The 23,651-nt window shown below is 70.5% G+C and carries 22 protein-coding genes and 1 tRNA gene; 9 read left to right on the forward strand and 14 right to left on the reverse strand.

Annotated features, from left to right (window positions below; translation table 11 throughout):
• The first annotated feature begins 17 nt into the window (after positions 1-17).
• From ACFY1E_RS08490 to ACFY1E_RS08515, 6 genes are all read left to right on the forward strand, one after another.
• Entirely contained in the window at positions 18-983 is a 966-nt protein-coding gene (locus ACFY1E_RS08490) for an ABC transporter ATP-binding protein (protein WP_389073373.1), read from the forward strand.
• Positions 973-1,881 carry an ABC transporter permease gene (locus ACFY1E_RS08495; RefSeq protein ID WP_389072937.1) on the forward strand — a complete coding sequence of 303 codons (909 nt, stop codon included), beginning with the start codon at positions 973-975 and terminating at the stop codon, positions 1,879-1,881. The genes ACFY1E_RS08490 and ACFY1E_RS08495 overlap by 11 nt, the downstream gene beginning before the upstream one ends.
• The gene (locus ACFY1E_RS08500; RefSeq protein WP_389072939.1) at positions 1,878-2,789 is read left to right on the forward strand and encodes an ABC transporter ATP-binding protein; all 912 of its coding nucleotides are present in this window, start codon (positions 1,878-1,880) and stop codon (positions 2,787-2,789) included. Before ACFY1E_RS08495 ends, ACFY1E_RS08500 begins: the two co-directional genes overlap by 4 nt.
• An 11-nt stretch (positions 2,790-2,800) precedes the next feature.
• Positions 2,801-3,520 (forward strand): ABC transporter permease subunit, encoded by a 720-nt coding sequence (locus ACFY1E_RS08505; RefSeq protein ID WP_389072941.1) that lies wholly within the window; start codon positions 2,801-2,803, stop codon positions 3,518-3,520.
• A gap of 103 nt (positions 3,521-3,623) precedes the next feature.
• The gene (locus ACFY1E_RS08510) at positions 3,624-3,824 is read left to right on the forward strand and encodes a hypothetical protein (RefSeq protein WP_344403250.1); all 201 of its coding nucleotides are present in this window, start codon (positions 3,624-3,626) and stop codon (positions 3,822-3,824) included.
• A 314-nt stretch (positions 3,825-4,138) separates the two neighbouring features.
• A tRNA-Ser gene (locus ACFY1E_RS08515) sits at positions 4,139-4,223 on the forward strand.
• Positions 4,224-4,238: 15 nt separating this feature from the next.
• On the opposite strand, the gene ACFY1E_RS08520 is transcribed toward ACFY1E_RS08515, so the two are convergent.
• The 9 genes from ACFY1E_RS08520 to ACFY1E_RS08560 form a co-directional block, all read right to left on the reverse strand.
• Positions 4,239-5,057 carry an HAD family hydrolase gene (locus ACFY1E_RS08520; RefSeq protein WP_389072944.1) on the reverse strand — a complete coding sequence of 273 codons (819 nt, stop codon included), beginning with the start codon at positions 5,055-5,057 and terminating at the stop codon, positions 4,239-4,241.
• Positions 5,054-6,331: a serine--tRNA ligase gene (gene serS / locus ACFY1E_RS08525; RefSeq protein ID WP_389072946.1), complete on the reverse strand. Its 1,278-nt coding sequence runs from the start codon at positions 6,329-6,331 to the stop codon at positions 5,054-5,056. The genes ACFY1E_RS08520 and serS overlap by 4 nt, the downstream gene beginning before the upstream one ends.
• Before the next feature lie 543 nt (positions 6,332-6,874).
• Positions 6,875-7,807: a prephenate dehydratase gene (gene pheA / locus ACFY1E_RS08530; protein ID WP_344403254.1), complete on the reverse strand. Its 933-nt coding sequence runs from the start codon at positions 7,805-7,807 to the stop codon at positions 6,875-6,877.
• Between the two features lie 34 nt (positions 7,808-7,841).
• Positions 7,842-9,152: an iron uptake transporter deferrochelatase/peroxidase subunit gene (efeB, locus tag ACFY1E_RS08535; RefSeq protein ID WP_389072949.1), complete on the reverse strand. Its 1,311-nt coding sequence runs from the start codon at positions 9,150-9,152 to the stop codon at positions 7,842-7,844.
• Positions 9,153-9,160: 8 nt separating this feature from the next.
• Entirely contained in the window at positions 9,161-11,308 is a 2,148-nt protein-coding gene (locus ACFY1E_RS08540) for a copper resistance protein CopC (RefSeq protein WP_389072951.1), read from the reverse strand.
• Between the two features lie 13 nt (positions 11,309-11,321).
• On the reverse strand, positions 11,322-11,771 hold the full coding sequence (locus tag ACFY1E_RS08545) for a copper chaperone PCu(A)C (protein ID WP_389072952.1): 450 nt from the start codon (positions 11,769-11,771) through the stop codon (positions 11,322-11,324).
• Positions 11,768-12,421 (reverse strand): SCO family protein, encoded by a 654-nt coding sequence (locus tag ACFY1E_RS08550; RefSeq protein ID WP_389072953.1) that lies wholly within the window; start codon positions 12,419-12,421, stop codon positions 11,768-11,770. The genes ACFY1E_RS08545 and ACFY1E_RS08550 overlap by 4 nt, the downstream gene beginning before the upstream one ends.
• 81 nt (positions 12,422-12,502) lie before the next feature.
• A complete protein-coding gene (locus tag ACFY1E_RS08555; protein WP_389072955.1) occupies positions 12,503-13,240 on the reverse strand; it encodes a YcnI family protein in 738 nt (245 codons plus the stop codon).
• Between the two features lie 146 nt (positions 13,241-13,386).
• A complete protein-coding gene (locus ACFY1E_RS08560) occupies positions 13,387-14,220 on the reverse strand; it encodes a hypothetical protein (RefSeq protein ID WP_389072957.1) in 834 nt (277 codons plus the stop codon).
• Positions 14,221-14,443: 223 nt separating this feature from the next.
• Here ACFY1E_RS08560 and ACFY1E_RS08565 point away from each other — a divergent pair, with 223 nt between their 5' ends.
• Positions 14,444-14,890: an ATP-binding protein gene (locus ACFY1E_RS08565; protein ID WP_389072959.1), complete on the forward strand. Its 447-nt coding sequence runs from the start codon at positions 14,444-14,446 to the stop codon at positions 14,888-14,890.
• 286 nt (positions 14,891-15,176) lie between these two features.
• Here ACFY1E_RS08565 and ACFY1E_RS08570 read toward each other — a convergent pair whose 3' ends face one another.
• The 3 genes from ACFY1E_RS08570 to ACFY1E_RS08580 all read right to left on the reverse strand — a co-directional run bounded on the left by ACFY1E_RS08570 (position 15,177) and on the right by ACFY1E_RS08580 (position 19,685).
• A complete protein-coding gene (locus tag ACFY1E_RS08570; protein ID WP_389072961.1) occupies positions 15,177-16,544 on the reverse strand; it encodes a PLP-dependent aminotransferase family protein in 1,368 nt (455 codons plus the stop codon).
• Between the two features lie 81 nt (positions 16,545-16,625).
• Positions 16,626-18,092 carry an aminopeptidase P family protein gene (locus ACFY1E_RS08575; RefSeq protein ID WP_389072962.1) on the reverse strand — a complete coding sequence of 489 codons (1,467 nt, stop codon included), beginning with the start codon at positions 18,090-18,092 and terminating at the stop codon, positions 16,626-16,628.
• 81 nt (positions 18,093-18,173) lie between these two features.
• The gene (locus tag ACFY1E_RS08580; protein ID WP_389073375.1) at positions 18,174-19,685 is read right to left on the reverse strand and encodes a PP2C family protein-serine/threonine phosphatase; all 1,512 of its coding nucleotides are present in this window, start codon (positions 19,683-19,685) and stop codon (positions 18,174-18,176) included.
• A gap of 495 nt (positions 19,686-20,180) precedes the next feature.
• Here ACFY1E_RS08580 and ACFY1E_RS08585 point away from each other — a divergent pair, with 495 nt between their 5' ends.
• Both ACFY1E_RS08585 and ACFY1E_RS08590 read left to right on the forward strand, forming a co-directional pair.
• Positions 20,181-20,846 carry a bifunctional DNA primase/polymerase gene (locus ACFY1E_RS08585; RefSeq protein WP_389072965.1) on the forward strand — a complete coding sequence of 222 codons (666 nt, stop codon included), beginning with the start codon at positions 20,181-20,183 and terminating at the stop codon, positions 20,844-20,846.
• Between the two features lie 109 nt (positions 20,847-20,955).
• Complete coding sequence (locus ACFY1E_RS08590) at positions 20,956-21,492, forward strand: hypothetical protein (protein WP_389072966.1); 537 nt, start codon at positions 20,956-20,958, stop codon at positions 21,490-21,492.
• Between the two features lie 243 nt (positions 21,493-21,735).
• On the opposite strand, the gene ACFY1E_RS08595 is transcribed toward ACFY1E_RS08590, so the two are convergent.
• Complete coding sequence (locus ACFY1E_RS08595) at positions 21,736-22,701, reverse strand: DUF5926 family protein (RefSeq protein WP_389072968.1); 966 nt, start codon at positions 22,699-22,701, stop codon at positions 21,736-21,738.
• Positions 22,702-22,792: 91 nt separating this feature from the next.
• Positions 22,793-23,353, reverse strand: coding sequence for an ATP-binding protein (locus tag ACFY1E_RS08600; RefSeq protein WP_389072970.1), 561 nt, complete (start codon positions 23,351-23,353; stop codon positions 22,793-22,795).
• Between the last annotated feature and the right edge of the window lie 298 nt (positions 23,354-23,651).

Genomic DNA, 23,651 nt, shown 5'->3' on the forward strand with positions numbered 1-23,651 from the left:
TCGTCGAAGCCGTGACTGTGATCGCGACCGAAAGCCTGAGCAAGCGGTTCCCCCGGGTGACCGCGCTTGACCGGCTCTCCGTCGACGTCGGGCCCGGTGTGACCGGACTCGTCGGAGCGAACGGAGCCGGCAAGTCCACACTGATCAAGATCCTCCTGGGTCTGTCCCCCGCCTCCGAGGGCCGCGCCGAAGTGCTCGGGCTCGACGTCGCGACCAAGGGTGGCGACATCCGCGAGCGGGTCGGCTACATGCCGGAGCACGACTGCCTGCCGCCGGACGTCTCGGCCACCGAGTTCGTCGTCCACATGGCGCGCATGTCCGGCCTGCCGCCCACGGCAGCGCGCGAGCGCACCGCGGACACGCTGCGCCATGTCGGTCTCTACGAGGAGCGCTACCGCCCCATCGGCGGCTACTCGACCGGTATGAAGCAGCGCGTCAAGCTCGCGCAGGCGCTGGTCCACGACCCCCAGCTGGTCTTCCTGGACGAGCCGACCAACGGCCTCGACCCGGTCGGCCGCGACGAGATGCTCGGCCTGATCCGCCGCATCCACACCGACTTCGGCATCTCGGTCCTGGTCACCTCGCATCTGCTGGGCGAGCTCGAGCGCACCTGTGACCACGTGGTGATCATCGACGGCGGCAAGCTCCTGCGCTCCAGCTCCACCACGGACTTCACACAGACCACGACCACCCTCGCGATCGAGGTCACCGACAGCGACGAACACCCGGACGGCACGCGCGCGGTGCGTGAAGCGCTGCACGCGCGCGGGGTGGCCGTCGCCGACGGCAGCGACGGCCTGCCGGGTGCCGGGCACATCCTGCTGCTCACGGCGCAGGGCGAGGAGACGTACGACCTCGTACGTGACGTCGTCGCGGACCTCGGCCTCGGCCTGGTGCGCATGGAGCAGCGCAGGCACCACATCTCGGAGGTCTTCAAGAGCGAGGAAGAGCAGCGGAAGGAGGCGGTCGGCCATGGCAGTTGAGCACCCTTCGGCGGCTGCACCGGGTGACCAGACCCGCATCCACAACATCGGCTACCGCAGCTACGACGGCCCACGCCTCGGCCGCTCCTACGCCACCCGCTCCCTGTACTCGCAGTCCCTGCGCGGCGCCTACGGCCTCGGTCGTTCGATCAAGTCCAAGGTGCTGCCGATGCTGCTGTTCGCGGTGATGTGCGTGCCGGCGGCCATCATGGTGGCCGTCGCCGTCGCCACCAAGGCGCACGCACTGCCGGTCGAGTACACCCGCTACGCGATCATCATGCAGTCCGTCATCTGCCTGTACGTCGCCTCCCAGGCACCCCAGTCCGTCTCGCGCGACCTGCGCTTCAAGACCGTGCCGCTGTACTTCTCGCGGCCGATCGAGACCGCCGACTACGTGCGCGCGAAGTACGCGGCGCTCGCCTCGGCGATGTTCATCCTGACCGCGGCCCCGCTGATCGTGCTCTATGTGGGCGCGCTGCTGGCCAAACTCGACTTCGCCGACCAGACCAAGGGATTCGCCGAGGGACTCGTGTCCGTGGCACTGCTCTCACTGCTCTTCGCCGGCATCGGCCTGGTCATCGCGTCGGTCACCCCGCGCCGCGGCTTCGGCATCGCGGCCGTGATCGCCGTCCTGATCGTCTCCTACGGCGCCGTCTCCACGCTCCAGGCGATCGCCGACGCCCAGGGCAGCACGAGCGCCATCCCCTGGATCGGTCTCTTCTCGCCGGTCACGCTCATCGATGGCGTGCAGTCCGCCTTCCTCGGCGCGACCCCGGCGCTCCCGGGAGGCCACGGCCCCTCCACCGGTCAGGGCGTGGTGTACGTCCTGCTCACACTGGGCCTGATCGCCGCCAGCTACGGCCTCCTGATGCGCCGCTACAAGAAGGTGGGACTGTGACCACGCTCCAGATCGACCACGTCTCCCGCTGGTTCGGCAACGTGGTCGCCGTCAACGACATCACCATGACGATCGGCCCCGGCGTCACCGGCCTGCTCGGCCCGAACGGCGCCGGAAAGTCCACCCTCATCAACATGATGGCCGGCTTCCTGGCCCCCTCCACCGGAACCGTCACCCTCGACGGGCAGCAGGTGTGGCGCAACGAGTCGATCTACCGGCACATCGGCATCGTCCCCGAACGCGAGGCGATGTACGACTTCCTCACCGGACGCGAGTTCGTCGTCGCCAACGCCGAGTTGCACGGCCTGGGCGCCAAGGCCGCCCAGAAGGCGCTGGCCACGGTCGAGATGGAGTACGCGCAGGACCGCAAGATCTCCACGTACTCCAAGGGCATGCGCCAGCGCGTGAAGATGGCGAGCGCCCTGGTCCACGACCCCTCGCTGCTCCTGCTGGACGAGCCCTTCAACGGCATGGACCCGCGCCAGCGCATGCAGCTCATGGACCTGCTGCGACGCATGGGCAACGAGGGCCGCACGGTGTTGTTCTCGTCGCACATCCTCGAAGAGGTCGAGCAACTCGCCTGGCACATCGAGGTCGTCGTCGCCGGACGCCACGCGGCCAGCGGCGACTTCCGCAAGATCCGCCGCCTGATGACCGACCGCCCGCACCGCTACCTGGTGCGTTCCAGCGACGACCGCGCGCTTGCGGCCGCACTGATCGCCGACCCGTCGACATCGGGCATCGAAGTCGACCTCGCCGAGGGCGCGTTGCGCATCCAGGCCGTCGACTTCGGCCGTTTCACGACACTGCTGCCCAGGGTCGCCCGCGACCACGGCATCCGGCTGCTCACGGTCTCGCCGTCCGACGAGTCCCTCGAGTCCGTCTTCTCGTACCTGGTCGCGGCGTAGGAGGCCGAAAGATGTACGACCCCACAGTCGCCCGGCTCACCTACCGGGCCCTGCTCGGCCGTCGCCGGGCCCTCATCCTGGGCGCACTGCCCCTGCTGCTGATCGCGATCTCCGTCGTCGTACGCGCCCTCACCGGCGCCGACGACCAGACGGCCTCCGACCTGCTGGGCAAGCTCGCGCTCGCCACGATGGTGCCGATCATCGGCGTCATCGCCGGCACGGGCGCGATCGGACCGGAGATCGACGACGGCTCGGTGGTGTACCTGCTGTCCAAGCCGCTGAAGCGGCCGACGATCATCTTCACCAAGCTGATCGTGGCGATCGCGGTGACGATGGTGTTCTCCGCACTGCCCACCCTCATCGCCGGCTTCATCCTCAACGGCAACGGGCAGCAGATCGCCGTCGCCTACACGGTCGCCGCGCTGGTCTCCTCCATCGCCTACGCGGCGCTGTTCCTGCTGCTGGGCACGGTGTCCCGGCACGCGGTGGTCTTCGGGCTGGTGTACGCACTCGTCTGGGAAGCCCTGTTCGGCTCCCTGGTGCCCGGCGCGCGCACGCTGAGCGTCCAGCAGTGGTCGCTGGCGGTCGCCCACAAGGTCGCCGGCGGCGACCTGGTCACCTCCGACGTCGGCCTGACCACGGCCACGGTGTTCCTGGTCGCGGTGACCGTCCTCGCCACCTGGTACGCCGGGCAGAAGCTGCGCACCTTGAAACTGGCCGGTGAGGAGTGACACGTCCCGACCTTGACGGGGACTTCACCCCTCTCCGGGCAGACTGCGCAAATGGGGATGTACGACTGACGCACCTGGGGACGTACGACTGAGAGGAACGGGAATGGCAGACGACTGGGACGAGCTGGTCCTGGACGAGGACTTCATACGGGGCGCCGAGACCTCCGAGCCGTCTGCCCGCGCCCGCATGCTCGCCGCCCGCTGGCGCAACGAGGAGCCCGAGCCGCAGCCCTGGCGCTCCGACGAGCCACCCGCGGGCTGGTTCTTCAGCAAGGCGCGCCGCCGCAAGTGGCGGCGGCGCTGATCCCTCTACGGACGTTGTCCGGTCATTACGGACGTTGTCCGGTCGTTTTATTCAGTGGCGTCCAACTCGTCCGACAGGCACAGTGGTTGTGTCCACACCGCCGGACGCCCGCACTTTCGGATACTGCTCCGGCGCCACGTTCTGGGAGAGGAGCCGGGCGATGTCCATGCACGACAGTACGTCCAGCTCCCGACAGGGCAGCCCGCGGCGGGTTCCGGTGTAGTTACCCCACCGTCGAACCCGCTCCGCACGGGGAGCTGCCCGGGGCGGCCGCTTCGAGCACGCGATGTCGCTCTCGCGTGGGCCGCCCACCCGGAGGATTGGCCGAGTGGTAAGGCACTGGCTTGCTAAGCCATGGTCGGGGTCACCCCCGCGCACGTTCGATCCGTGCATCCTCCGCAACAAACCGAAGAACTAGCCCAGCAACCGCTCAAGCACCACCGCGATCCCGTCCTCCTCGTTGGAGGACGTCACCTCGTCCGCCACCGCCCTCAGCTCCTCGTGGGCGTTGGCCATGGCCACGCCCCGTGCCGCCCAGGCGAACATCGGGATGTCGTTGGGCATGTCGCCGAAGGCGATCGTGTCCGCCGCCTTGACGCCCAGGCGCCGGGCCGCCAGCGACAGGCCCGTCGCCTTGGACAGACCCAGCGGCAGCAGCTCCACGATGCCCTCGCCCGCCATGGCGACCGTGACGAAGCCGCCCGCGGCCTCTCGTGCCGCCTCGGCGAGCTCGTCGTCGGACAGCTCCGGGTGCTGTATGTAGATCTTGTTCAGCGGGGCCGACCAGAGGTCGGACGCCTCCGTGAACGGCGTCACGGGAAGCTCTCCGGTGAGTGCGTACCCCGGCCCCACCAGCACGTCGCCGTCCAGGCCGTCACGGCTCGCCGCCAGGTGCAGCGGGCCGACCTCCGCCTCGATCTTCGCCAGGGCCACGCCCGCCAGCTGCCGGTCCAGGGTCACCGAGGTCAGCAGACGGTGCGCCCCGGCGTCGTACACCTGCGCGCCCTGGCCGCAGACCGCGAGGCCCTCGTAGCCGAGGTCGTCGAGGATGTGCCGGGTCCAGGGGACCGCGCGGCCGGTGACGACGATGTGCGCGGCGCCCGCCTCGGTGGCCGAGGCGAGCGCGTCACGGGTGCGCCGCGAGACCGACTCGTCGGAGCGCAGGAGCGTTCCGTCGAGGTCGGTGGCGATGAGTCTGTACGGGAACCCCGGGGTCGCGGACGCGTCGCTCACTTGGCGACCGGCTCCAGGACCTCCCGGCCGCCCAGGAACGGGCGCAGCACCGGCGGCACATACACCGAGCCGTCGGCCTGCTGGTGGTTCTCCAGGATCGCCACGATCGTGCGCGGTACGGCGCACAGCGTGCCGTTGAGCGTCGCGAGCGGCTTGACCTGCTTGCCGTCACGGACGCGGATCGACAGGCGGCGGGACTGGAACTCGGTGCAGTCCGAGGTCGAGGTCAGCTCGCGGTACTTGCCCTGCGTGGGGATCCACGCCTCGCAGTCGAACTTGCGGGCCGCCGAGGAGCCCAGGTCGGCCGAGGCGACGTCGATCACGCGGAACGGCAGCTCCAGCGAGGTCAGCCACTCCTTCTCCCACTGCAGCAGACGCTGGTGCTCGGCCTCCGAGTCCTCCGGGGCGACGTATGAGAACATCTCCACCTTGTCGAACTGGTGGACGCGGAAGATGCCCCGGGTGTCCTTGCCGTGCGAGCCGGCCTCACGGCGGAAGCAGGGCGAGAAGCCCGCGTACCGAAGGGGCAGCCGGTCGGCGTCGATGATCTCGTCCATGTGGTACGCGGCGAGGGGGACCTCGGAGGTGCCGACCAGGTAGAGGTCGTCCTTGTCGAGGTGGTAGACGTCCTGGGCCGCCTGGCCGAGGAAGCCCGTGCCCGCCATCGACTGGGGGCGGACCAGGGCGGGCGTCAGCATCGGCGTGAAGCCGGCCGCGGTGGCCTGCGCGATCGCCGCGTTGACCAGGGCGAGCTCGAGCAGTGCGCCGACACCCGTCAGGAAGTAGAAGCGCGAGCCGGAGACCTTCGCGCCGCGCTCCACGTCGATCGCGCCGAGGAGCGTGCCGAGCTCCAGGTGGTCCTTGGGCTCGAAGCCCTCGGCGCCGAAGTCGCGGATCGTGCCGTGCGTCTCGAGGGTGACGAAGTCCTCCTCGCCGCCGACGGGCACATCGGGGTGGACGAGGTTGCCGAGCTGGAGGAGCAGCTCCTGCGTCTCGGTGTCGGCGGCGTCGCGCTCGGCGTCGGCGGCCTTGACGTCGGCGGCGAGCTGGCTCGCCTTCTTCAGCAGCTCCGCCTTCTCGTCCGCGGAGGCCTTGGGGATGAGCTTGCCGAGCTGCTTCTGCTCGGCGCGCAGCTCGTCGAAGCGGACGCCGGACGACCTGCGCCGCTCGTCGGCAGACAGGAGAGCGTCGACGAGCGCGACGTCCTCTCCACGGGCGCGCTGGGACGCGCGCACACGGTCGGGGTCCTCACGGAGCAGGCGAAGGTCAATCACGCGGTCAAGGCTACCGGTGCCGGGATACGGCCCACGACTCACCATTCCCAACAGCCATCAATTGCGGCTTACGTTCAGTTATGAGCGAATTGCCCACAGTGTCAACAAAAGGCGTCCCACTCCCTGGAACGGGGCAGCCGGTTGGCGCCCGGTTGACCCGATTCCCTTGTGGGGAGCGGGACTTGGGGTTTGGTTGTCCACAGCGATCCACACCCCGAAGAAAGTTATCCACAGGCTGTGCGAGGGGTCTGTGGATTTCGGAATTGATCACTCCGAAACCGGAGCGTCACGCCTGGGAATCGTGCCCCAGACCCCGATTTACCACCACTTTCGAGTGGAAAGCGGTCGCCCCAAAGGATTGCCTAAAGGAAACACGTGGACGAACGGTGACATGCGAGCTGATGGATGCAAGGGGGCTCCACAGGCAGATTTGTCGACAGAGTCATGGTTCCGTGTCGACTTGTCCCCAGGTCGAGAAGCTTGCCTGTGGATAACTTCTGTGGACAACGAAAATCTGCAGGTAGGACCGGCCGGTCGGACCGGCTAGAAGCGGCCGTCCTGGCAGCGCGCGACCCAGTCCGACGCTGCGAGGAACTCCTCGTCCGACGTCCCCTGGCGCGGTGCGCGCACGTCCTCGACGCCGATGTCCGCGCGCGGGTACGAGCCCAGGAAGCGCACCTCGAGGCAGATCCGCTTGAGTCCCATCAGGGCCTCGGCGACCCGGCGGTCGGAGATGTGGCCCTCGGCGTCGATGCAGAAGCAGTAGTTGCCGATGCCGGCGCCCGTGGGCCGGGACTGCAGCAGCATCAGGTTGATGCCGCGGGTGGCGAACTCGCCCAGCAGGTCGCGCAGACCGCCGGGGTGGTCGTCGCGCTGCCACAGCACGACGGACGTCTTGTCGGCGCCGGTGGGTGCGGCGGGCCGGGCGGGCCGGCCGACCAGCACGAACCGGGTCTGCGCGTTCTCGGCGTCGTGGATCCCGGTCTCCAGGGCCTCCAGGCCGTACCGGGCGGCCGCGAACTCGCCCGCGAAGGCGGCGTCGTACTGGCCCTCCTGGACCAGGCGGGCGGCGTCCGCGTTCGAGGCGGCGGACTCCCAGTGGGCGTCCGGGAGGTTGTTCTTGAGCCAGTTGCGCACCTGTGGCTGGGCGGCCGGGTGGGCGGAGACCGTCTTGATGTCGGAGAGCTTCGTGCCCGGCCTGACCAGCAGCGCGAAGGTGATCGACAGCAGCACCTCGCGGTAGATCATCAGCGGGGCGCCCGCGACCAGTTCGTCGAGGGTGGTGGTGATGCCGCCCTCGACGGAGTTCTCGATCGGCACGAAGGCGGCCTCGGCCTCGCCTGCGCGGACCGCGTCCAGCGCGGACTGCACCGACACGTACGGGATCAGTTCCCGGGTGGCCGCTTCGGGAAGGGTGCGCAGGGCGACTTCGGTGAAGGTGCCCTCGGGGCCGAGATACGCGTAGCTCGCTGGCATGACCTCACCCTAATGGGCCTTACGCACACGCGGCTCACGCCTCCAGCAGCCGCTGCCCCACGTACTCGCCCTGTGCCGCTCCGCCCGGTACCGCGAACAGGCCGCTCGCCTCATGGCGGATGTACTTCGACAGGGCGTCGCCGCGGTCGAGCTTGCGCTGGATGGTGACGAAGCCGCGCAGCGGGTCGGCCTGCCAGCAGACGAAGAGGAGCCCGGCGTCGGGGACGCCGTTCGCGTCGAACCCGTCGTGGTAGGAGAACGGGCGGCGCAGGATGGCGGCACCGCCGTTCTGGTCGGGGCGGGAGATGCGGGCGTGGGCGTTGCCGGGGACGACGTAGTTGCCCTGTGCGTCCGTCTTCTCCAGGTCCATCGCGGTCGTTTCGGTGCCCCCGGACAGGGGGGCTCCGTCGGACTTGCGGCGCCCGATGACGTTCTCCTGGTCCTTGAGGGAGAGCTTCTCCCAGTCGTCGAGGAGCATGCGGATGCGGCGTACGACGGCGTAGGAGCCGTTCGCCATCCAGGCGGGGTCGTTGGAGCCCGAGGGCGGTACGAAGATCCGCTTGTCGAAGTCGGGCTCGGTGGGCTTGGGATTGCGGGTGCCGTCCAGCTGGCCCATGAGGTTGCGGGCCGTCATCGGGTGGGCGGTGGCGCCGGGAGTGCGGTTGAAGCCGTTCATCTGCCAGCGGATGCGGGCTGCGCTGCCCGCGTCCTTCTGGATGGCCCGCAGGGCGTGGAAGGCGACCAGGGCGTCGTCGGCGCCGATCTGCACCCACAGGTCGCCGTTGCTGCGGGCCTTGTCGAGCTGGTCGGAGGAGAAGTCGGGCAGGGGGTCGAGGGAGACCGGGCGCTGCTTCTCCAGGCCGGTGCGGGAGAAGAAGCTGTGGCCGAAGCCGAAGGTGATGGTCAGGGACGACGGGCCCGCGTCCCGCGCGACATCTGTGTCGTCGCTCGCTGCCGCCTCGCCCGCCATCAGCCGCTCGGCCGTCGCCGACCAGCGGCGCAGCAGTGCCGCAGCCTCCTTGCGGCCCGCGCCCGCCGTCAGGTCGAAGGCGACGAGGTGTCCGCGGGCCTGGAGGCCCTCGGTGATGCCGGGCTGGTGTTTCACGTGAAACATCACCCGATTGGAGCCGATTGAGCTGAGCGGGGTGGCCTCGGAGGGTGCGGCGGCATACCCCACGGCTCCGCCGGCAGCGCCGAGCGCGAGCCCGGTGGCGCCGGCGGTGCCGAGCAGCTTCCGTCGCGAGATGCCGTCTCCGGAGAGCGCCTTTTCGGAAACGCCCTCCTTCGGAGCCGCTTCGGGAGCTGCGTCGGGAGTGCGGGCCTCCCGGATGGACTTGTCAGCCATGGTGCGATTCAGCCGATCTGCGCGTTCTTGGAGACGGTCACCTGGTCGATGTCGGAGGTGCGCACGGTCACGGCGACCTTCCAGTCGCCGGCCATGGGGATCTGCACCCCGTTCGTCGCCCAGTGTCCGGTGGCGATGTGGTCGGGGCTGACGGGCAGCGGCCCGATCTTCTTCGTCTCCAGGGTGAAGGCGACCTTCACCTCGGGGATGTCGAAGGCGCGCCCGTTGGGCCGCTGGACGTAGACGTGCATGTCGTTGCCGCCCACGCGCGCGGGGTCGAGGTCCACGGACACGACGCCCTTGCCGTCCGTGCCGCCCGTGTCGAACGGCATGGTCAGGGTCAGCGCGCCGGACGACGAGTCCGCCGTCGACGAGGAGGACGAGGACGCCGAGGTGGCGGCCTTGGCCTCCTGTTCCGTGCGTCCGGGCTCGGTCTGGGTCAGCACGGTGGTGACGGCGAGCAGGACGACGGCGACGCCTGTCTCGGCGAGTACGGAGCGCCGTAGGCCGAACCGGTCGGGGTCGGCGTCGCGCTGCCGCTTCTGCCGTGCGGTGGCCATGGCGGCCTTCTGGCGGGCGAGCTGGGCGGCGCGCTCGGAGTCGGCGGGGGCTTCGGAGTCATCGGAGGCCCGGGCCTCGTCGGCCGTCTCGGGCTCGTCGGGCTCCTCGGAGCCGGTCGTGGACGCGGTGGCACCGGCAGCCGTGGAACCGCGGGCGGCCCGCGGTCCTGTGCCGGCCGAGGCGTCGGCGGGCGCCGTCGCCGTCTTCGCGGAGCCTGCTCCGGCCCGGGCGGCGGCCGGCTCCTTCACACTCAGGTCGTCGCCCTCCGAGGGCGTGTCCTGCTCCGCCGCCTCCTCGCGTGGCTGCACGACGGCGGTGTCCGCAAGGCGTGCCGTCCACCGCCGGGAGATGCCCGCGATGCCGACGAGCAGCGCCACGAGCCCGATCTTGACGAGCAGCAGCTGTCCGTACGCCGTGTCGGTGAACGCCGACCAGGAGCCGAGCTGGCGCCAGGACTGGTAGATGCCGGTCGCGACGAGGGCGAGGACGCTGCCGAAGGCGACTCGGGAGAAGCGGCGTACCGCCGCGGCCTCGATCGGGGGGTCCGACCGGTACAGCGCCACGAGGAGCGCGCACAGGCCGCCGAGCCATGCGGCCACGGCCAGCAGATGGACGACGTCGACGGGCATCGCGACGCCCGGCTGGAGCCCGGTGGAGGCGTGCTCCGCCATCGCCCAGCTCGCCGCGAGCCCGGCGGCCACCACGGTTCCGCCGATCGCGAGTCCGAACGTCAGGTCCCGCTTCTCCTCGTCGTCCCTTGAATCAGGCAGTCGGCGCGAAGCGTCGTCGTTCGGGGTGGTGGTGGGAGACGGGCGGGCGTAGGCGCCGAAGAGCACGGCGATGAACAGGGCCGCGGCGGCGAGCAGCAGCAGCCGGGAGATCAGTGCCGCGCCCGCTTTGGTCTGCAGCACCTGCCCGAGCAGGCTCAGGTCGAAGATGGCACTGACTTTGCCGGAGCTGGTGTAGGAGCCGCGCAGGAGCAGCAGCAGGAGCGTGGCGGAGGTGAGCGCGAGCCACCCGGAGACCACGAACCGCTGCAGTGCCCGTACGCCGGAGCCGCGCCGCCAGCAGACGAGGACGAAGGCGGCGCCGCCGACCATGACGATGTAGCCGGCGTACGACACATACCGGCCGAAGCCGTACAGCCGGCCGACGATTCCGCCGCCCACCGTCCGGTCGGTGACCGAGACGGTGGTGGTGGAGGGGGCGCCGATGGAGAAGGTGAAGGCGCCGGCGACGGGGTGGCTGTCCGCGGACACGACCTGCCAGGACACCGTGTAGGTGCCGTCCGGCAGGCCGCTGTGCAGCGGCACGGCGTAGGAAGTGCCGCTCACGTTGGACGGTTTGCCGGTGTCGACGCGCTTGCCCTTGGGGTCGAGGACGCGCAGTGAGTCCTCGGAGGTGGCGACCTTCTCGGAGAAGGTGAGCGTGACCTGGCTGGGTGCCTTGTCGACCACCACCCCCTGGGCGGGGTCGCTGCCGGTCAGCGCGGCGTGCGCGGAGGCCGGCCCGGCAGCGGCGAAAAGCATGCCGAGGACGGCCAGGAACAGCAGCGCCAGAGTCCGCACGCGGCGGGGGGTGATGGTCCGGGTCACAGTGGTCCCTCCCTCAGTGGCCGGTCGCGGGGTTGTACGTGGCCGACTTGACCGGCATCTCAACCTTGATCGGGCCGGACTTGGCGAAGTGCAGTTCGAGGGTGACTTTCTCGCCCTGCTTCGGCTTGCGCTTCAGGTTCTCGAACATCAGGTGGTTGCCGCCGCTCTTGAACACGAGTTGACCGTGAGCGGGGACATCCAGGGACTTGACCTCCTCCATGGACTGCCCGACCGTCTCGTGGACGGTCACGCTGCCCGCGGCGTCGCTGGTGACGGAGGTCAGTTCGTCCTTGGTGCCGCCCTTGTTGGCGATGGTGAGGAAGCCCGCGGCCATGTCGGAGACGGGCTGGGGCATGTAGGGGGAGCTGACGGACAGGTCGGCCTTGGCGTCGCCGGAGCCGCCGCAGCCCGCCAGGGCCAGTGCTCCTGCCAGCGCCGCGGCCGGGGCGACGAGGTGCCTCACGGGTTCTCCCCCTTGATGATCTTGGGGAGGTCCTTGGTGTAGTCGTCGACCTGGGCGTCCTCGCCGTAGAGGACATAGCCGCCGTCGGTCTTCGGCGAGAACGCGATGACCTGGGTGCCGTGCACCGAGACGGTCTTGCCGGTCTTCTTGTCCTTGTGGGTCGGCTCGATGGAGATGCCCAGCGTGCGGGCGCCGGCCTGGATGGTGGCGAAGTCGCCGGTCAGACCCACGAACTGGGGATCGATGCCCTTGAGCCACTTGCCGAGTTCGGCCGGGGTGTCGCGCTGGGGGTCGGTGGTGACGAACACGACCCGCAGCTTGTCCTGTTCGGCCTTGGGCAGCTGCTTCTTGGCGACGGCGATGTTGCTCATCGTCAGCGGGCAGATGTCGGGGCAGTGGGTGTAGCCGAAGTAGATCAGCGTCGGCCGGCCCGCGGTCTCCTTGCGGAAGTCGTACTTCTTGCCCGTGGTGTCGGTGAGGACGAGGTCCGGCTTCTCGAACGGCTTGTCGAGAACGGTCGCGGCCTTCTGCGAGGTCTCCTCGGAGACCACGGCGACGGGCGAGTTGCTGTCGTCGCCGCTGCCGCAGGCGGAGAGGGTCAGGGTGGCGGCGGCGAGCAGCGCGGCCGCGGCGAACGTCTTCTTGCGCATAGAAAAATGTCCCAGATGTGAGAGCTCCGGTGTGCACCGGGGGTCGTACGGCCCCCGGTGCACCACACGGAGGAACGGGCCTCAGGCGTCGCTGCGACGACGTCCGGCGAGCACGCCGTACGCCACGCCCAGCGCGCCGACGACGATGCCCACGACGGCGAGCACACGCGCCGTGGTGTCGCTGCCGTCGGAGGCGGCGGAGGTGTCGGCGGCGGTGTTCTCGGTGGTCTTGGTCTCGTCGGAGGCGTCCTCGGCGGAGGAGCCGTGCGAGTGGCCGTCCTCGGAGGCGGCGGACAGGGTGAGCACGGGGGCCGGGTTCTCGGGCTCCTGTGCGCCGTCCTTCTGCACCTCGATCCAGCGCACGACCTCGTTGTCGGAGTACGTCTGGAGGGCCTTGAAGGTCAGTTCGTCGGCGTCCTCGGGCAGCGCGCCGACGGAGACCGGGAACTTCTCGAAGTAGCCGGGTCCGATGCCCTTGCCGTCGGCGGTCCAGGTGATCTTGGAGACAGCCTCGCTGATCTTCTTGCCGTGCACCTCGATCGGCTTGGCGAGCTTGGACTTGGTGACCTTGATGTTCCAGCCGTCCATCGGCTCCGGCAGGGCGGAGGCCAGCGGGTGGTCGGTCGGGAAGCTCACCTCGAGCTTGGTGGTCGAGGCGTCGTCGCGCTCGTTGGGGACCTTGAAGTCGACGACCGCGTAACCGCCCTTGGCGGCCGTGCCCTCGGGCTGCACGGTGACGTGCGCGAACGCGGGCGCGGACAGGACGAAGACGGCAGAGGCGGCGAGGGCGCCGGTGGCGGCGAGACGGGAAGCCTTCATGAACGGATGCACTCCACTTCGGGTTTCGAGTGAGTTCCGGTGGTCGGAGGAAAGCGTGCGCACGGATGCAGGGAAGTGTGGGCACGCGCGTGTGCCGCACGACGGCGGCCCCGACCCCACGGCTGTGGAGTGGCGGTCGCGTCGCGTCAGGCGGCGAGGACGAGGGCGGCGGCCGGCGGGCCGCGCCTGATCACCGTGTGCTGGAGTGCGGTGGTACGGGGCTTCGGAGGCGCGAGCAGCGCGGTGCGCGGCGGTCGCGGGTCCGCCTCTGGCGCGGCCGGGAGCCCGGCGCACAGGGCGCGCACCAGCGCGAGCGCCGCGCGCAGGGACCGTACGAATGCGCCCTCGGCCATCGAGTGGGCCGAGAGTTCCATGAGCCGCAGCAGGGCCAGGTCGCCGCGGCGCAGCAGCCAGCCGGCGGCGATCGCCGCGAGGACGTGACCGAGCAGCATCGGCAGGGACGGCAGCAGCGAGGCCGTGGAGGCGGTGGCGGACAGGGCGTCCGCCGGATGGTGCATGGAGCTCATGTCCATGCTCATGGCGGTGTCCGGGGAGATCCGGGCTTCGGCGAGGAGCCTGCGGGCCTGGGCGGGGCTGATCGCCGCAGCCGTCGTCCCGCACACGAGCCGCGCCGCCCGCTCCACCAGTGAGGCGTCGGACGTCGACGTCATGGAGGACATCGGCATCGCGCCCGAGGAGACCGTCTGCTGCGCCAGCCCGAACAGCGTGTGCAGCAGGGTCTGTCCGGCCGCGAGCAGCGCCGCGATCCCGGTCAGCGAGCGCACCCGCCCGGCCAGCGGCGCCGCCACCAGGACGGCTCCCAGGAATCCCGCGCCCAGCGTCCACAGCGGAACCGTGGCGCAGGAGGCGAGGATGTGACCACCCGCGGCCAGCACGACGCAGACCGCGGCGAACACCGCGGCCCGCAGTATCCGGAGATCGTTTCCGGAGCGCACCGTGCGCTGGTGGGGGGCAGTCATGGCGGGCTCATCATCGCACTGGGCCGCTGGCCGCCCCACGGCAGGTCCGCAAGGTTCCCCACCGACCGGAAGATCACTTTCTGCTACGACCGGCCCGCACATACACCGATTCTGTTTCGGACGCATCGCCCATATGGGCGGCATCACGTCAACTCCGTGCTTACGCACGGCTCCGCGCGGCAATAAGAAACGGTATGTCGAGCCGCGGCCGGGAGGCTGGAGCATGAGCATCTGGTGGTCACTCCACTTGCGGCGTGAAGCTGCGAGCGTTCCGCTCGCCCGACGCCTCCTGCTCGGCACGATGGAGACGGCGGGCGTCGACCCGGACGTCTCCTACGACCTCTCCGTCGCCCTCACCGAGGCCTGTGCGAACGCCGTCGAGCACGGCGGGGGCGCGGTGCAGGGCGCCTCCTCGGAGGCGTACCGGGTCACCGCCTACCTCGACGGTGAGAAGTGCCGCATCGAAGTCACCGACTCCGGCCCGGGGTTCGCGTTCTCCGCGACCCCCCGCCCCGCCCGCCCCGAGGCCGAGCACGGCCGGGGCCTCGGGCTGATCAGGGAGCTGGCCGACCACGTCCACATCGGCCACAAGCCGGGACGTACGGGCACGGTGGTGAGCTTCGACAAGATCCTCAAGTGGCGGGACGACTCACCGCTGATGGCGGTGTGAGGGGCTCTCAGCTTCCTCAGCATCCACAGTCGGTTCTCATCGGCGCCCTGCTTCCCTGAATGGCGCCGTCCTTACGTCTGCCTTCGATGACCCGGCGCCGTGCGATCACGGTCACCGGCGGCACGGTCGCGGCCCGGCGTTCGCCGACACGACCACGGACATCGAGGCGAGCATCACCGCCTCGGCCACTTCGCCCGACAGCGCGCGCATGACGCAGATGACCAACGTCGCCGAGTCGCGCCGCCGGTCGGCATGTGTGCGCGGTCCAGATGGCCCGGAGGCTCCCTCAGGCCCCCTCCAGCACCTTGCCCAAGACGTCCAGCGCCTCCGGATACGTCCGCTCCCGAGGCGTCCCGTAGCCGACCACGAGCCCCTGCGGTCGTCCTTCGCCGGGTGTGTGCCAGTGGTCTCCCAGGTGACCGACGGCCAGTCCCTCGGCCTCGGCCCGCTTCAGCGCCGCTTCCTCGTCGGCGACCTCCACGAGCGCGTGCAGCCCGGCGGCGATCCCGCGCACCTCGTGCTTTCCGCCGAGCCGGTCCAGGAGCTGGTCCCTGCGTCTGCGGTATCTGAGGCGGCATGCGCGCACATGCCGGTCGTAGGCATGGCTGTCGATGAGTTCGGCGAGCGCCAACTGGCCGATGGACTCGGTGTGGTGGTCGCTGTGCAGCTTGGCGTCGGCGACCGCGTCGACCAGGTGCGGCGGCAGCACCATCCAGCCGAGCCGCAGCGCGGGCCCGAGCGTCTTCGAGGCGGTGCCCAGGTAGACGACCCGCCCCGGCGCCATCCCCTGGAGCGCGCCCACGGGCTGCCGGTCGTAGCGGAACTCCCCGTCGTAGTCGTCCTCGACGATCAGCCCGCCACGCGCGCGTGCCCAGTCCGTGATCGCCCGCCGCCGCTCGGGGTGCAGCGTCACACCGGTCGGGTACTGGTGCGCCGGTGTGACGACGACGGCCTTCAGGTCCCCCAACTCCTCTGCGCACAGGCCACGTTCGTCCACCGGCACCGGCAGCACGCGTCCCCCGTTGCGCCGCACCACCTCCCGGTGGAACGGCAGCCCCGGGTCCTCCATGGCGATGTCGGCACCGTCCAGCACACGTGTGAGCAGCGCCAGCCCCTGCACATACCCGGAGGTGATCACGATCCGCTCGGGCGGCGCGATGACGCCCCGGGCCCGCCCCAGATAACCCGACAGTGCGGTCCGCAGCTCGATCCGGCCGCGCGGATCCCCGTAGTCGTAGGCCAGCAGCGGCGCCGTCGCGATGGCCCGCCGCAGCGCCCGCAGCCAGGCCGCCGCCGGAAACGCCCCGACGTCGGGACTGCCGGGCCGCAGATCGAAACGCGGGGTACGCGCGCGTGCGGCCGCCTCCGGCGCGTCGGCGTCCAGGGAGGGCAGCGAGGCGACCTGGGTCCCGGAGCCCTGCCGGGCGGTCAGATACCCCTCGGCGACCAGCTGGTCGTAGGCGGCCTTGGCGGTCCCCCGCGAGACACCGAGCTCGGCGGCGAGCCGCCGGGTGGCGGGCAGCCGCGTCCCGGGCGCGAGCCGCCCGTCCCGCACGGCGTCCCTGAGCGCCCGCTCGAGCCCGACCCGCCGCCCGTCACCGGAGTCGGGCTCGAGATGCAGGTCGACTCCGACGCCGGACCAGAAGTCGTCCACGACGACGCTCCCCCCAAGGTTGGTGATTCCAGGCACGTCAATGGCCGGGCACCCCACTGGTACCCGGCCATCCGTCTCGTATCAGCTCTTGAGCGCGGCCATCCACGCCTCGACCTCGTCGGACCGGCGCGGCAGCCCGTCCGAGAGGTTCCGGTTGCCGTCGGCCGTCACCAGGATGTCGTCCTCGATCCGGACGCCGATCCCCCGGTACTCCTCCGGCACCGTCAGGTCGTCGGCCTGGAAGTACAGCCCCGGCTCGACCGTGAGCACCATCCCGGGCTCCAGCGTCCCGTCGACGTACGACTCCACGCGTGCGGCAGCGCAGTCGTGCACGTCCATGCCGAGCATGTGCCCGGTGCCGTGCAGCGTCCACCGCCGCTGCAGCCCGAGCTCCAGCACCCGCTCCACGGGCCCCTCGACGAGCCCCCACTCGACGAGCCGCTCGGCGAGCACACGCTGCGCGGCGTCGTGGAAGTCGCGGTACTTGCCGCCCGGCTGCACCGCCGCGATACCGGCCTCCTGGGCGTCGTACACGGCGTCGTAGATCTTCTTCTGGATCTCGGTGAAGCGCCCGTTGATCGGGAGGGTGCGCGTGACGTCGGCCGTGTAGTACGTGTGCGTCTCGACGCCCGCGTCCAGGAGCAGCAGGTCGCCCGAGCGCACCGGCCCGTCGTTGCGCACCCAGTGCAGCGTGCAGGCGTGCGGCCCGGCGGCGGCGATCGTGCCGTAGCCGACGTCGTTGCCCTCCACGCGCGCGCGGAGGAAGAACGTGCCCTCGATGTACCGCTCCGAGGTCGCCTCCGCCTTGTCCAGAACGCGTACGACGTCCTCGAAGCCGCGGACCGTCGAGTCGACGGCCTTCTGCAGCTCGCCGATCTCGAACTCGTCCTTGACCAGCCGCGCCTCGGAGAGGAAGACCCGCAGCTCCTCGTCGCGCTCGGCGGTGACCTTGTCGGTCAGCGCGGCCTCGATCGCGGCGTCGTACCCGCGCACGACCCGCACCGGTCCGGTGGCCTCACGCAGCGCGTCCGGCAGTTCGCGCACGTCGGAGGCCGGGATGCCGTACAGCTTCTCCGCCTCGGTCAGCGAGTGCCGGCGGCCGACCCACAGCTCGCCCTGGCCGGAGAGCCAGAACTCGCCGTTCTCCCGGTCGGAGCGCGGCAGGAGGTAGATCGTCTCCTGGTGACCGTCCGCGGTCGGCTCCAGGACCAGGACGCCGTCCTCGGTCTGGTTGCCGGTGAGATACGCGTACTCGACGGACGCGCGGAAGGGGTACTCCGTGTCGTTCGAACGGGTCTTCAGGTTGCCCGCCGGGATCACCAGACGCTCGCCCGGGAAACGCGCCGACAGCGCGGCGCGCCGTGCGGCGGTCTCAGCGACCTGGGCGATCGGCTCCAGGTCGTGCAGCTCCGTGTCGGCCCAGCCGGACTTCATGCTCTCGGCCAGCTCGTCGGACACGCCCGGGTACAGGCCGTTCTTCCGCTGCTTGATCGGCTCTTCAGACTCAGTCTCCGGGGTCTCCGGGGTGAGCTCGTCGGCCACGGTCATCCTCCTCGATACGGCACTGGACCCCCTCCATCGTACGGTCGTACGGAAGGGGGCCCAGGCCCTGAAGACCCTTACCGGCCGCTACTCGAAGCGGGCCGCCAGCAGCACCACGTCCTCATCGCTCTCCGCCGAGTCCAGCCCGTCCGGCAGCACCGTCCGCAGTACGTGGTCGGCGATCGCGTCCGGGTCGTGCCGCAGCGCCCTGGGGACGCCCGCCGCCGCCGCGTGCAGCCGGGTGAAGGCGCGGTCGGTGGGGTCGCCGGTGCGGTGCAGCAGACCGTCGGTGTAGAGCAGCACCGTCTCGCCGCGCTCCGCCTGGAACTCCATGCTCGGTGCCTCCCAGCAGGCGAGCATGCCGAGCGGCGCGGACACGGACGTCTCCACGAACTCCGTGCGCCGCTCGCCGACCAGCAGCGGCGGGCAGTGCCCCGCACCGGCCAGCGTGATCTTGCGCAGGGCGGGCTCGCAGTAGGCGAACAGGGCGGTCGCGGAGCGGGCGGGCTCGGTGAGGCGGAGCAGCAGCTCCAGATCGGACAGGACCGCCACCGGGTCCTCGCCCTCCATCACGGCGTACGCCCGCAGGGAGGCCCGCAGCCGGCCCATCGCGGCGACCGCGCTCGGCCCGGAACCGGTGACCGAGCCGACTGCGAGACCCAGCGCGGCGTCGGGCAGGGGCAGTGCGTCGAACCAGTCGCCGCCGCCGCGCGGACTGGTGCGGTGGCGGGCCGCGAGCTGGACGCCTGCCACCCGGGGGAGCCGGGACGGCAGCAGCTCCTCGGCCATCGTCGTCATGCACGCGCGCGTGCGTTCCACCTCCACCAGCCGGGCCAGGTGCTCGCCGGCGTAGCGGGCGTAGAGCCCGACGAGGTGGCGCTGCCGCTCCAGTGGTTCGGCGGGCTCGTCGTAGAGCCACACGGCGGCGCCGAGACGGCCCGAGCGCTCGCCGGCCAGGGGGAGGGCGTAGCAGGCGGCATAGCCGAGACGGGCGGCGACCTCGCGGTGCCGGGGGTCGAGCCCGTCCTCGGCGAAGAGGTCAGGCTGGGCGATCTCGCCGTCCCCGCCCGGCAGTCCCTCGAGGATGCGGCCGTAGGACATGGCACTGCGCGGCACCGTCTCGATGTGCCCGAGGTCGGCGCGGGCGAGGCCGAGGCCGATGGTGGTGTCCGGTCCGAGGCGGTCGACCGGTTCCAGTACGACAAGACCGCGCCGGGCGCCGACGAGGGCGGCTCCGGCGCGCAGCAGCTCCGTGAGGGCGTCCGCGAGGGAGTCCGTGCGGTTCAGGCGTTCGGTGAGTTCATGGAGGGTCGTGAGGTCCGAGACCCAGCCGGCCAGCCGGTCGGTGAGCAGTGCTCCCGGGGGGTTGGGCGGAGGGACCGGTGAGGTACCCGGGGCTGCGGGCGCGGGCGCGACAGTGTGTGCGGGCGACGGAACCGTTGAATCGATTCCGGCCACTTTCGGAGGGTGAGGGGCGTTCATGGCGTCCGGCTTCCGGACTGGTGCGTATTGCTCAAAAGCATCGCAAACCCCCATGTCATTCTGCGCCGCTAGCAGTGTCTCCACATGTACACGCACTCGTAAGGGGATGTCCAGCATTGTCCTGCTGGGATTCCTGGTGTCCATGGGGACCGAGTGATCCCCTTGTCTAAAAGCAAATTTGGCTTAAAACTGACTCGGGTTACGGGGTATTGCGGTCGACTGGGCTTGCTCGACGGAGCGTCACAGCGGTCGTGATGGGTACGTACTCGGAGAAGGCCAGGGGTGGTGGACCGCCACCCGGAACCTGGTGACCGACTCCGGGCGTCTTAGCCACCGACGACCGAGCCCCATCCTCCCGTGGCGGAGGCGAAGAGAAATACGCGGGACGGCAAAACGCCAGACTTCGCCACCCCCACGCCACGCCCATGCTTTTGATGGATGCAGCATGGACGAGGCTGCCGCGGATGCAGTCAACGTTCGGCCCATAGGGGTTCCCCTTGCCCGGGGCAGGGGTGTGATGCGCCAACAGGTACGCACAGTGAAGTGATCGACACATGGTGTGATGTGGCCCCACGGTGTTGCCAGCGGTGCAACGGAAAGGAACGAGCGCTCATGCGCGAGATCCTCGGAAGGCGACGCAGGCTCCTGTCCAAGCGCAGCGACGGAAGGCCTGAGTTGATCAGCGCGGCCCTGACCTTCGCGACGGAATGGCAGTGGCCCGTACTCCCGGGTGTGGCAGCGGACCCGCAGGCGCGTTCCCGCTGCGGCTGCCCCGACGCGGAGTGCACGGTGCCCGGCGCGCATCCCTTCGACCCCGGGCTGCTCGCGGCAACGACCGACGCCCGCATGGTGCGCTGGTGGTGGAGCAACCGGCCGGCCGCACCCGTCATCCTGGCCACCGGCGGCAAGGCGCCCTGCGCGGTGAGCATGCCGGCCCTCGCCGCCTCGCAGGCCCTGACCGCACTCGACCGCATGGGCATGCGCCTCGGCCCGGTCGTCGCCTCGCCGAGCCGCTGGGCGATCCTGGTGAAGCCGTACAGCTTGGAGCAGTTGGGCGAGCTCCTCTACGCCAAGGACTTCGTCCCCGGCTCCCTCCGCTTCCACGGCGAGGGCGGCTATGTGGCCCTGCCCCCGTCCGAGACCGGCGAGGGCGAGATCCGCTGGGAGCGCGCGCCCCTGCCCGGCTCCGCCTCTCCCTGGGTCCCCGACGTCGAGGCCGTGGTGGACGCGGCCGTCGAGGCCCTCACTCGTACGGGTGTGAGCGCGCCCGAGTTGTAGGGGTGTCCGGCGCGCGCGGGACGGCACGCGCCCGCGTGCTCGTTATCTTCCGCACATGCTGCATGATCCTGGGGGACACCCCCCAGACCCCCGAATCCGTCTGCTCGCCATGGCGGGCGTAGTGGTGTGCGCAGTCGTGCTCCCGCTGGCCGTGGCCTCCGCGGGACCGGCGGGCGACGAGGGGCACACCGTCGTGCGTGCCCCCGCGCACGCATCCGTACGTGCCTCCCCGCGTCCCCAGGACGCCAAGGCGCCCTCCGCCGCCCCCGCCCCTTCCCCCTTGCTCGACCTCGGCCTGGACACAGCCGTCCGCTGCGGCCCCGAACTCACCTCCCCGCAAGGCGTCGAGGCGCAGACCTGTGTGCTCACGCAGGGCGAGGACACCTGGGCGCGCACCTACTACCGCAATGTGACCGGCAAGGCCCTGGACTCCGCACTGAGTCTGATGGGGCCCGGGGGCCGCACCGTGCAGCTGAGCTGCGCCGTGGGTGCCGAGAACGAGCCGGGGATGTGCGAGACACCCCGGCAGCACACCCGGGGCGCGCTGGACGCCTACACGGCGGTCGCGGAGTTCGCGGGGCGGGCCGGGCACGGTCCGCTGCTGCTGCGCTCCGGGAGCAACTCCGGGAAACCCAGCGGGAGTTGACGGGCGGCAGCATTCCGTAAAGGAACCGCGCGCATGAAAAGACCCGGTTGCTGGCGACGGGGGATGCACCAGCAACCGGGCTACTGGAACGGTAACAAGAGATCCGCGGTTCGCAAATTCGATCCGGGCTTTCCAGTCACGTATTTGCTTGTTCCCAGCGGGACTTTGAGCGGAGTCACCGGTTCCGGAAGATCGGGTTCGCCTGACCGACCGGTCAGTCGAACCCCATCTCGTCACTCTTCGTCAACTCAGCGTGACCTGCCGGTTGGTGAGGCCGCCGCGCGCGCGGCGCTCATCGGCCGTCAGCGGAGCGTCCGAGGCGAGGGCCGTCGCGAGCCGCTCGGCGAACTCGGCCGCCGGCTTCTCGATGTCGTCCGCGCCGACCCCGCTCGGCAGGTCCCAGACCGGGACGGTGAGCCCGTGAGCGCGGAAGGAACCCACGAGGCGGGTTCCTTCACCCAGGTTCGACCGGCCCGCCGCGTGCAGCCGCGCGAGGGCGTCCAGAAGCTGCTCCTCCGGGTACGGCATGACCCAGCGCAGGTGGTTCTTCTCCGGCGTCTCGCACCAGTACGCGGCGTCCACCCCGGTGAGCTTCGCGGTCGGGATGGCCGCGGCATTCGCCCGCTCCAGGGAGGCGGCCACCTCCGGCGTGGCGTTCTCGGAGTCCGGGACCCAGAACTCGAAGCCGCTGTGCACAACTGGCTCGAACGCGCCTTCGGGATCGAGCAGATCCTGCAGCCGCGGGCCGTCGGCCGGAGCGCGCCGGCCCTCGATCGGCGTGCCGGGCTCTGCGGTCAGCGCGCGCTGGAGGGTGTCGGCGAGGTCGCGGCTGATGTCGCCGGACGCCGTGTCGTTCTGCAGGCCCAGCAGCACCGAGCCGTCGTCGCGGCGCAGGGCCGGCCAGGCCATCGGCAGCACCGTCGCCAGCGTGAGGGACGGGACGCCCTCGGGCAGGCCGCCCTTCAGGGGCAGCTCCACGGTCGCGGCCGGCACCAGCTCACGCAGCGCCACCCAGTCGCACTCGCCCGGCAGCCCCTCGAAGGGACGGTGCACCAGCTCGGTCACGGCGTGTGCGGCGGCCCGTCCGTGACAGGCCTTGTAGCGGCGGCCACTGCCACACGGGCAGGGTTCGCGGGCGCCGACGACCGGGACCTCACCCTCCGTGATCTGCGGGCGCTTGGCCTTCGTCTGGGGTCGCTTCTTGGCCATCGTGGGTGTCTCCCGGTTACGGCTCGTCTGGTACGGCGGGAGCCTAGCCGTTCACGCCGTGCGCCACGGGGACCTGTGGACAGCCAGGTGTTCAGTCCAGGTCGTCGAACGCGTCCGCGAAGTCCAGGCCCGGCATCGCCGGGATCCTCGACACCGTCGGTGCGGTGACGCGCGTAGCGAAGTCGTCGCGTCGCAGCCGGGCATCCGGGTCGTGGACGTCCTTGTGCACGACGACCCACACCGTGACCTCGCCGCGGGCGTCGTCCCGTACGCCCCAGTCGTCGGCCAGCGCCGTGATGATGTTCAGCCCGCGGCCGCCATGCGCGGTGACCGAGGGGGTGGCGGGAGCCGGGCGGGTGGGCCCGCCGCCGTCCGTCACCTCCACCGTGAGCCGACCGCTCCGGTCCACCCGCCATGCGGCGCGGACGTCGCCGTCCCCGGCCAGGGCGTCGCCCAGGGGCCGGCCGTGCTTGCACGCGTTGCTCAAGAGTTCGGAAAGAATGAGTACGGCATCGTCGATCACGGTGTCCGGCACGCCGCCCGAGCGCAGTTGCTCGCGCATACGGTGTCGCGCCTCCCCCACGCCCGCAGGGCCATGGGGTACGGCCATGCTCGACGACGTGGGCACCTCCTGTGCCACCACCAACGCCACCCCCGAGACCTCCTTTGCCCCACGCCACGGTGTGGATGCCCCATTGGCCTGTACCGGAAACCGGCCAATCCACGTTCAGTGACGCATTCGCAACGATCAAATACGGAGCGAATGCGCCGGGGCACTCCCTGTAGCCGTGTGGCTGGATTTCGACTGTGGCCGAGTCTGGAGGATGGTGCCCGAGTGCCTGGTGGGTCAAGGGTTCTTCACAGGTCTTTACCAGTGACGAACGATGACGAACAGTGACGAACCGTGGTGACGGCGTGGTGACGGACCGTGGTGCAAGCAGCTGAGGAGC

The organism is Streptomyces sp. NPDC001604 (assembly GCF_042893475.1).
Lineage (GTDB): Bacteria > Actinomycetota > Actinomycetes > Streptomycetales > Streptomycetaceae > Streptomyces.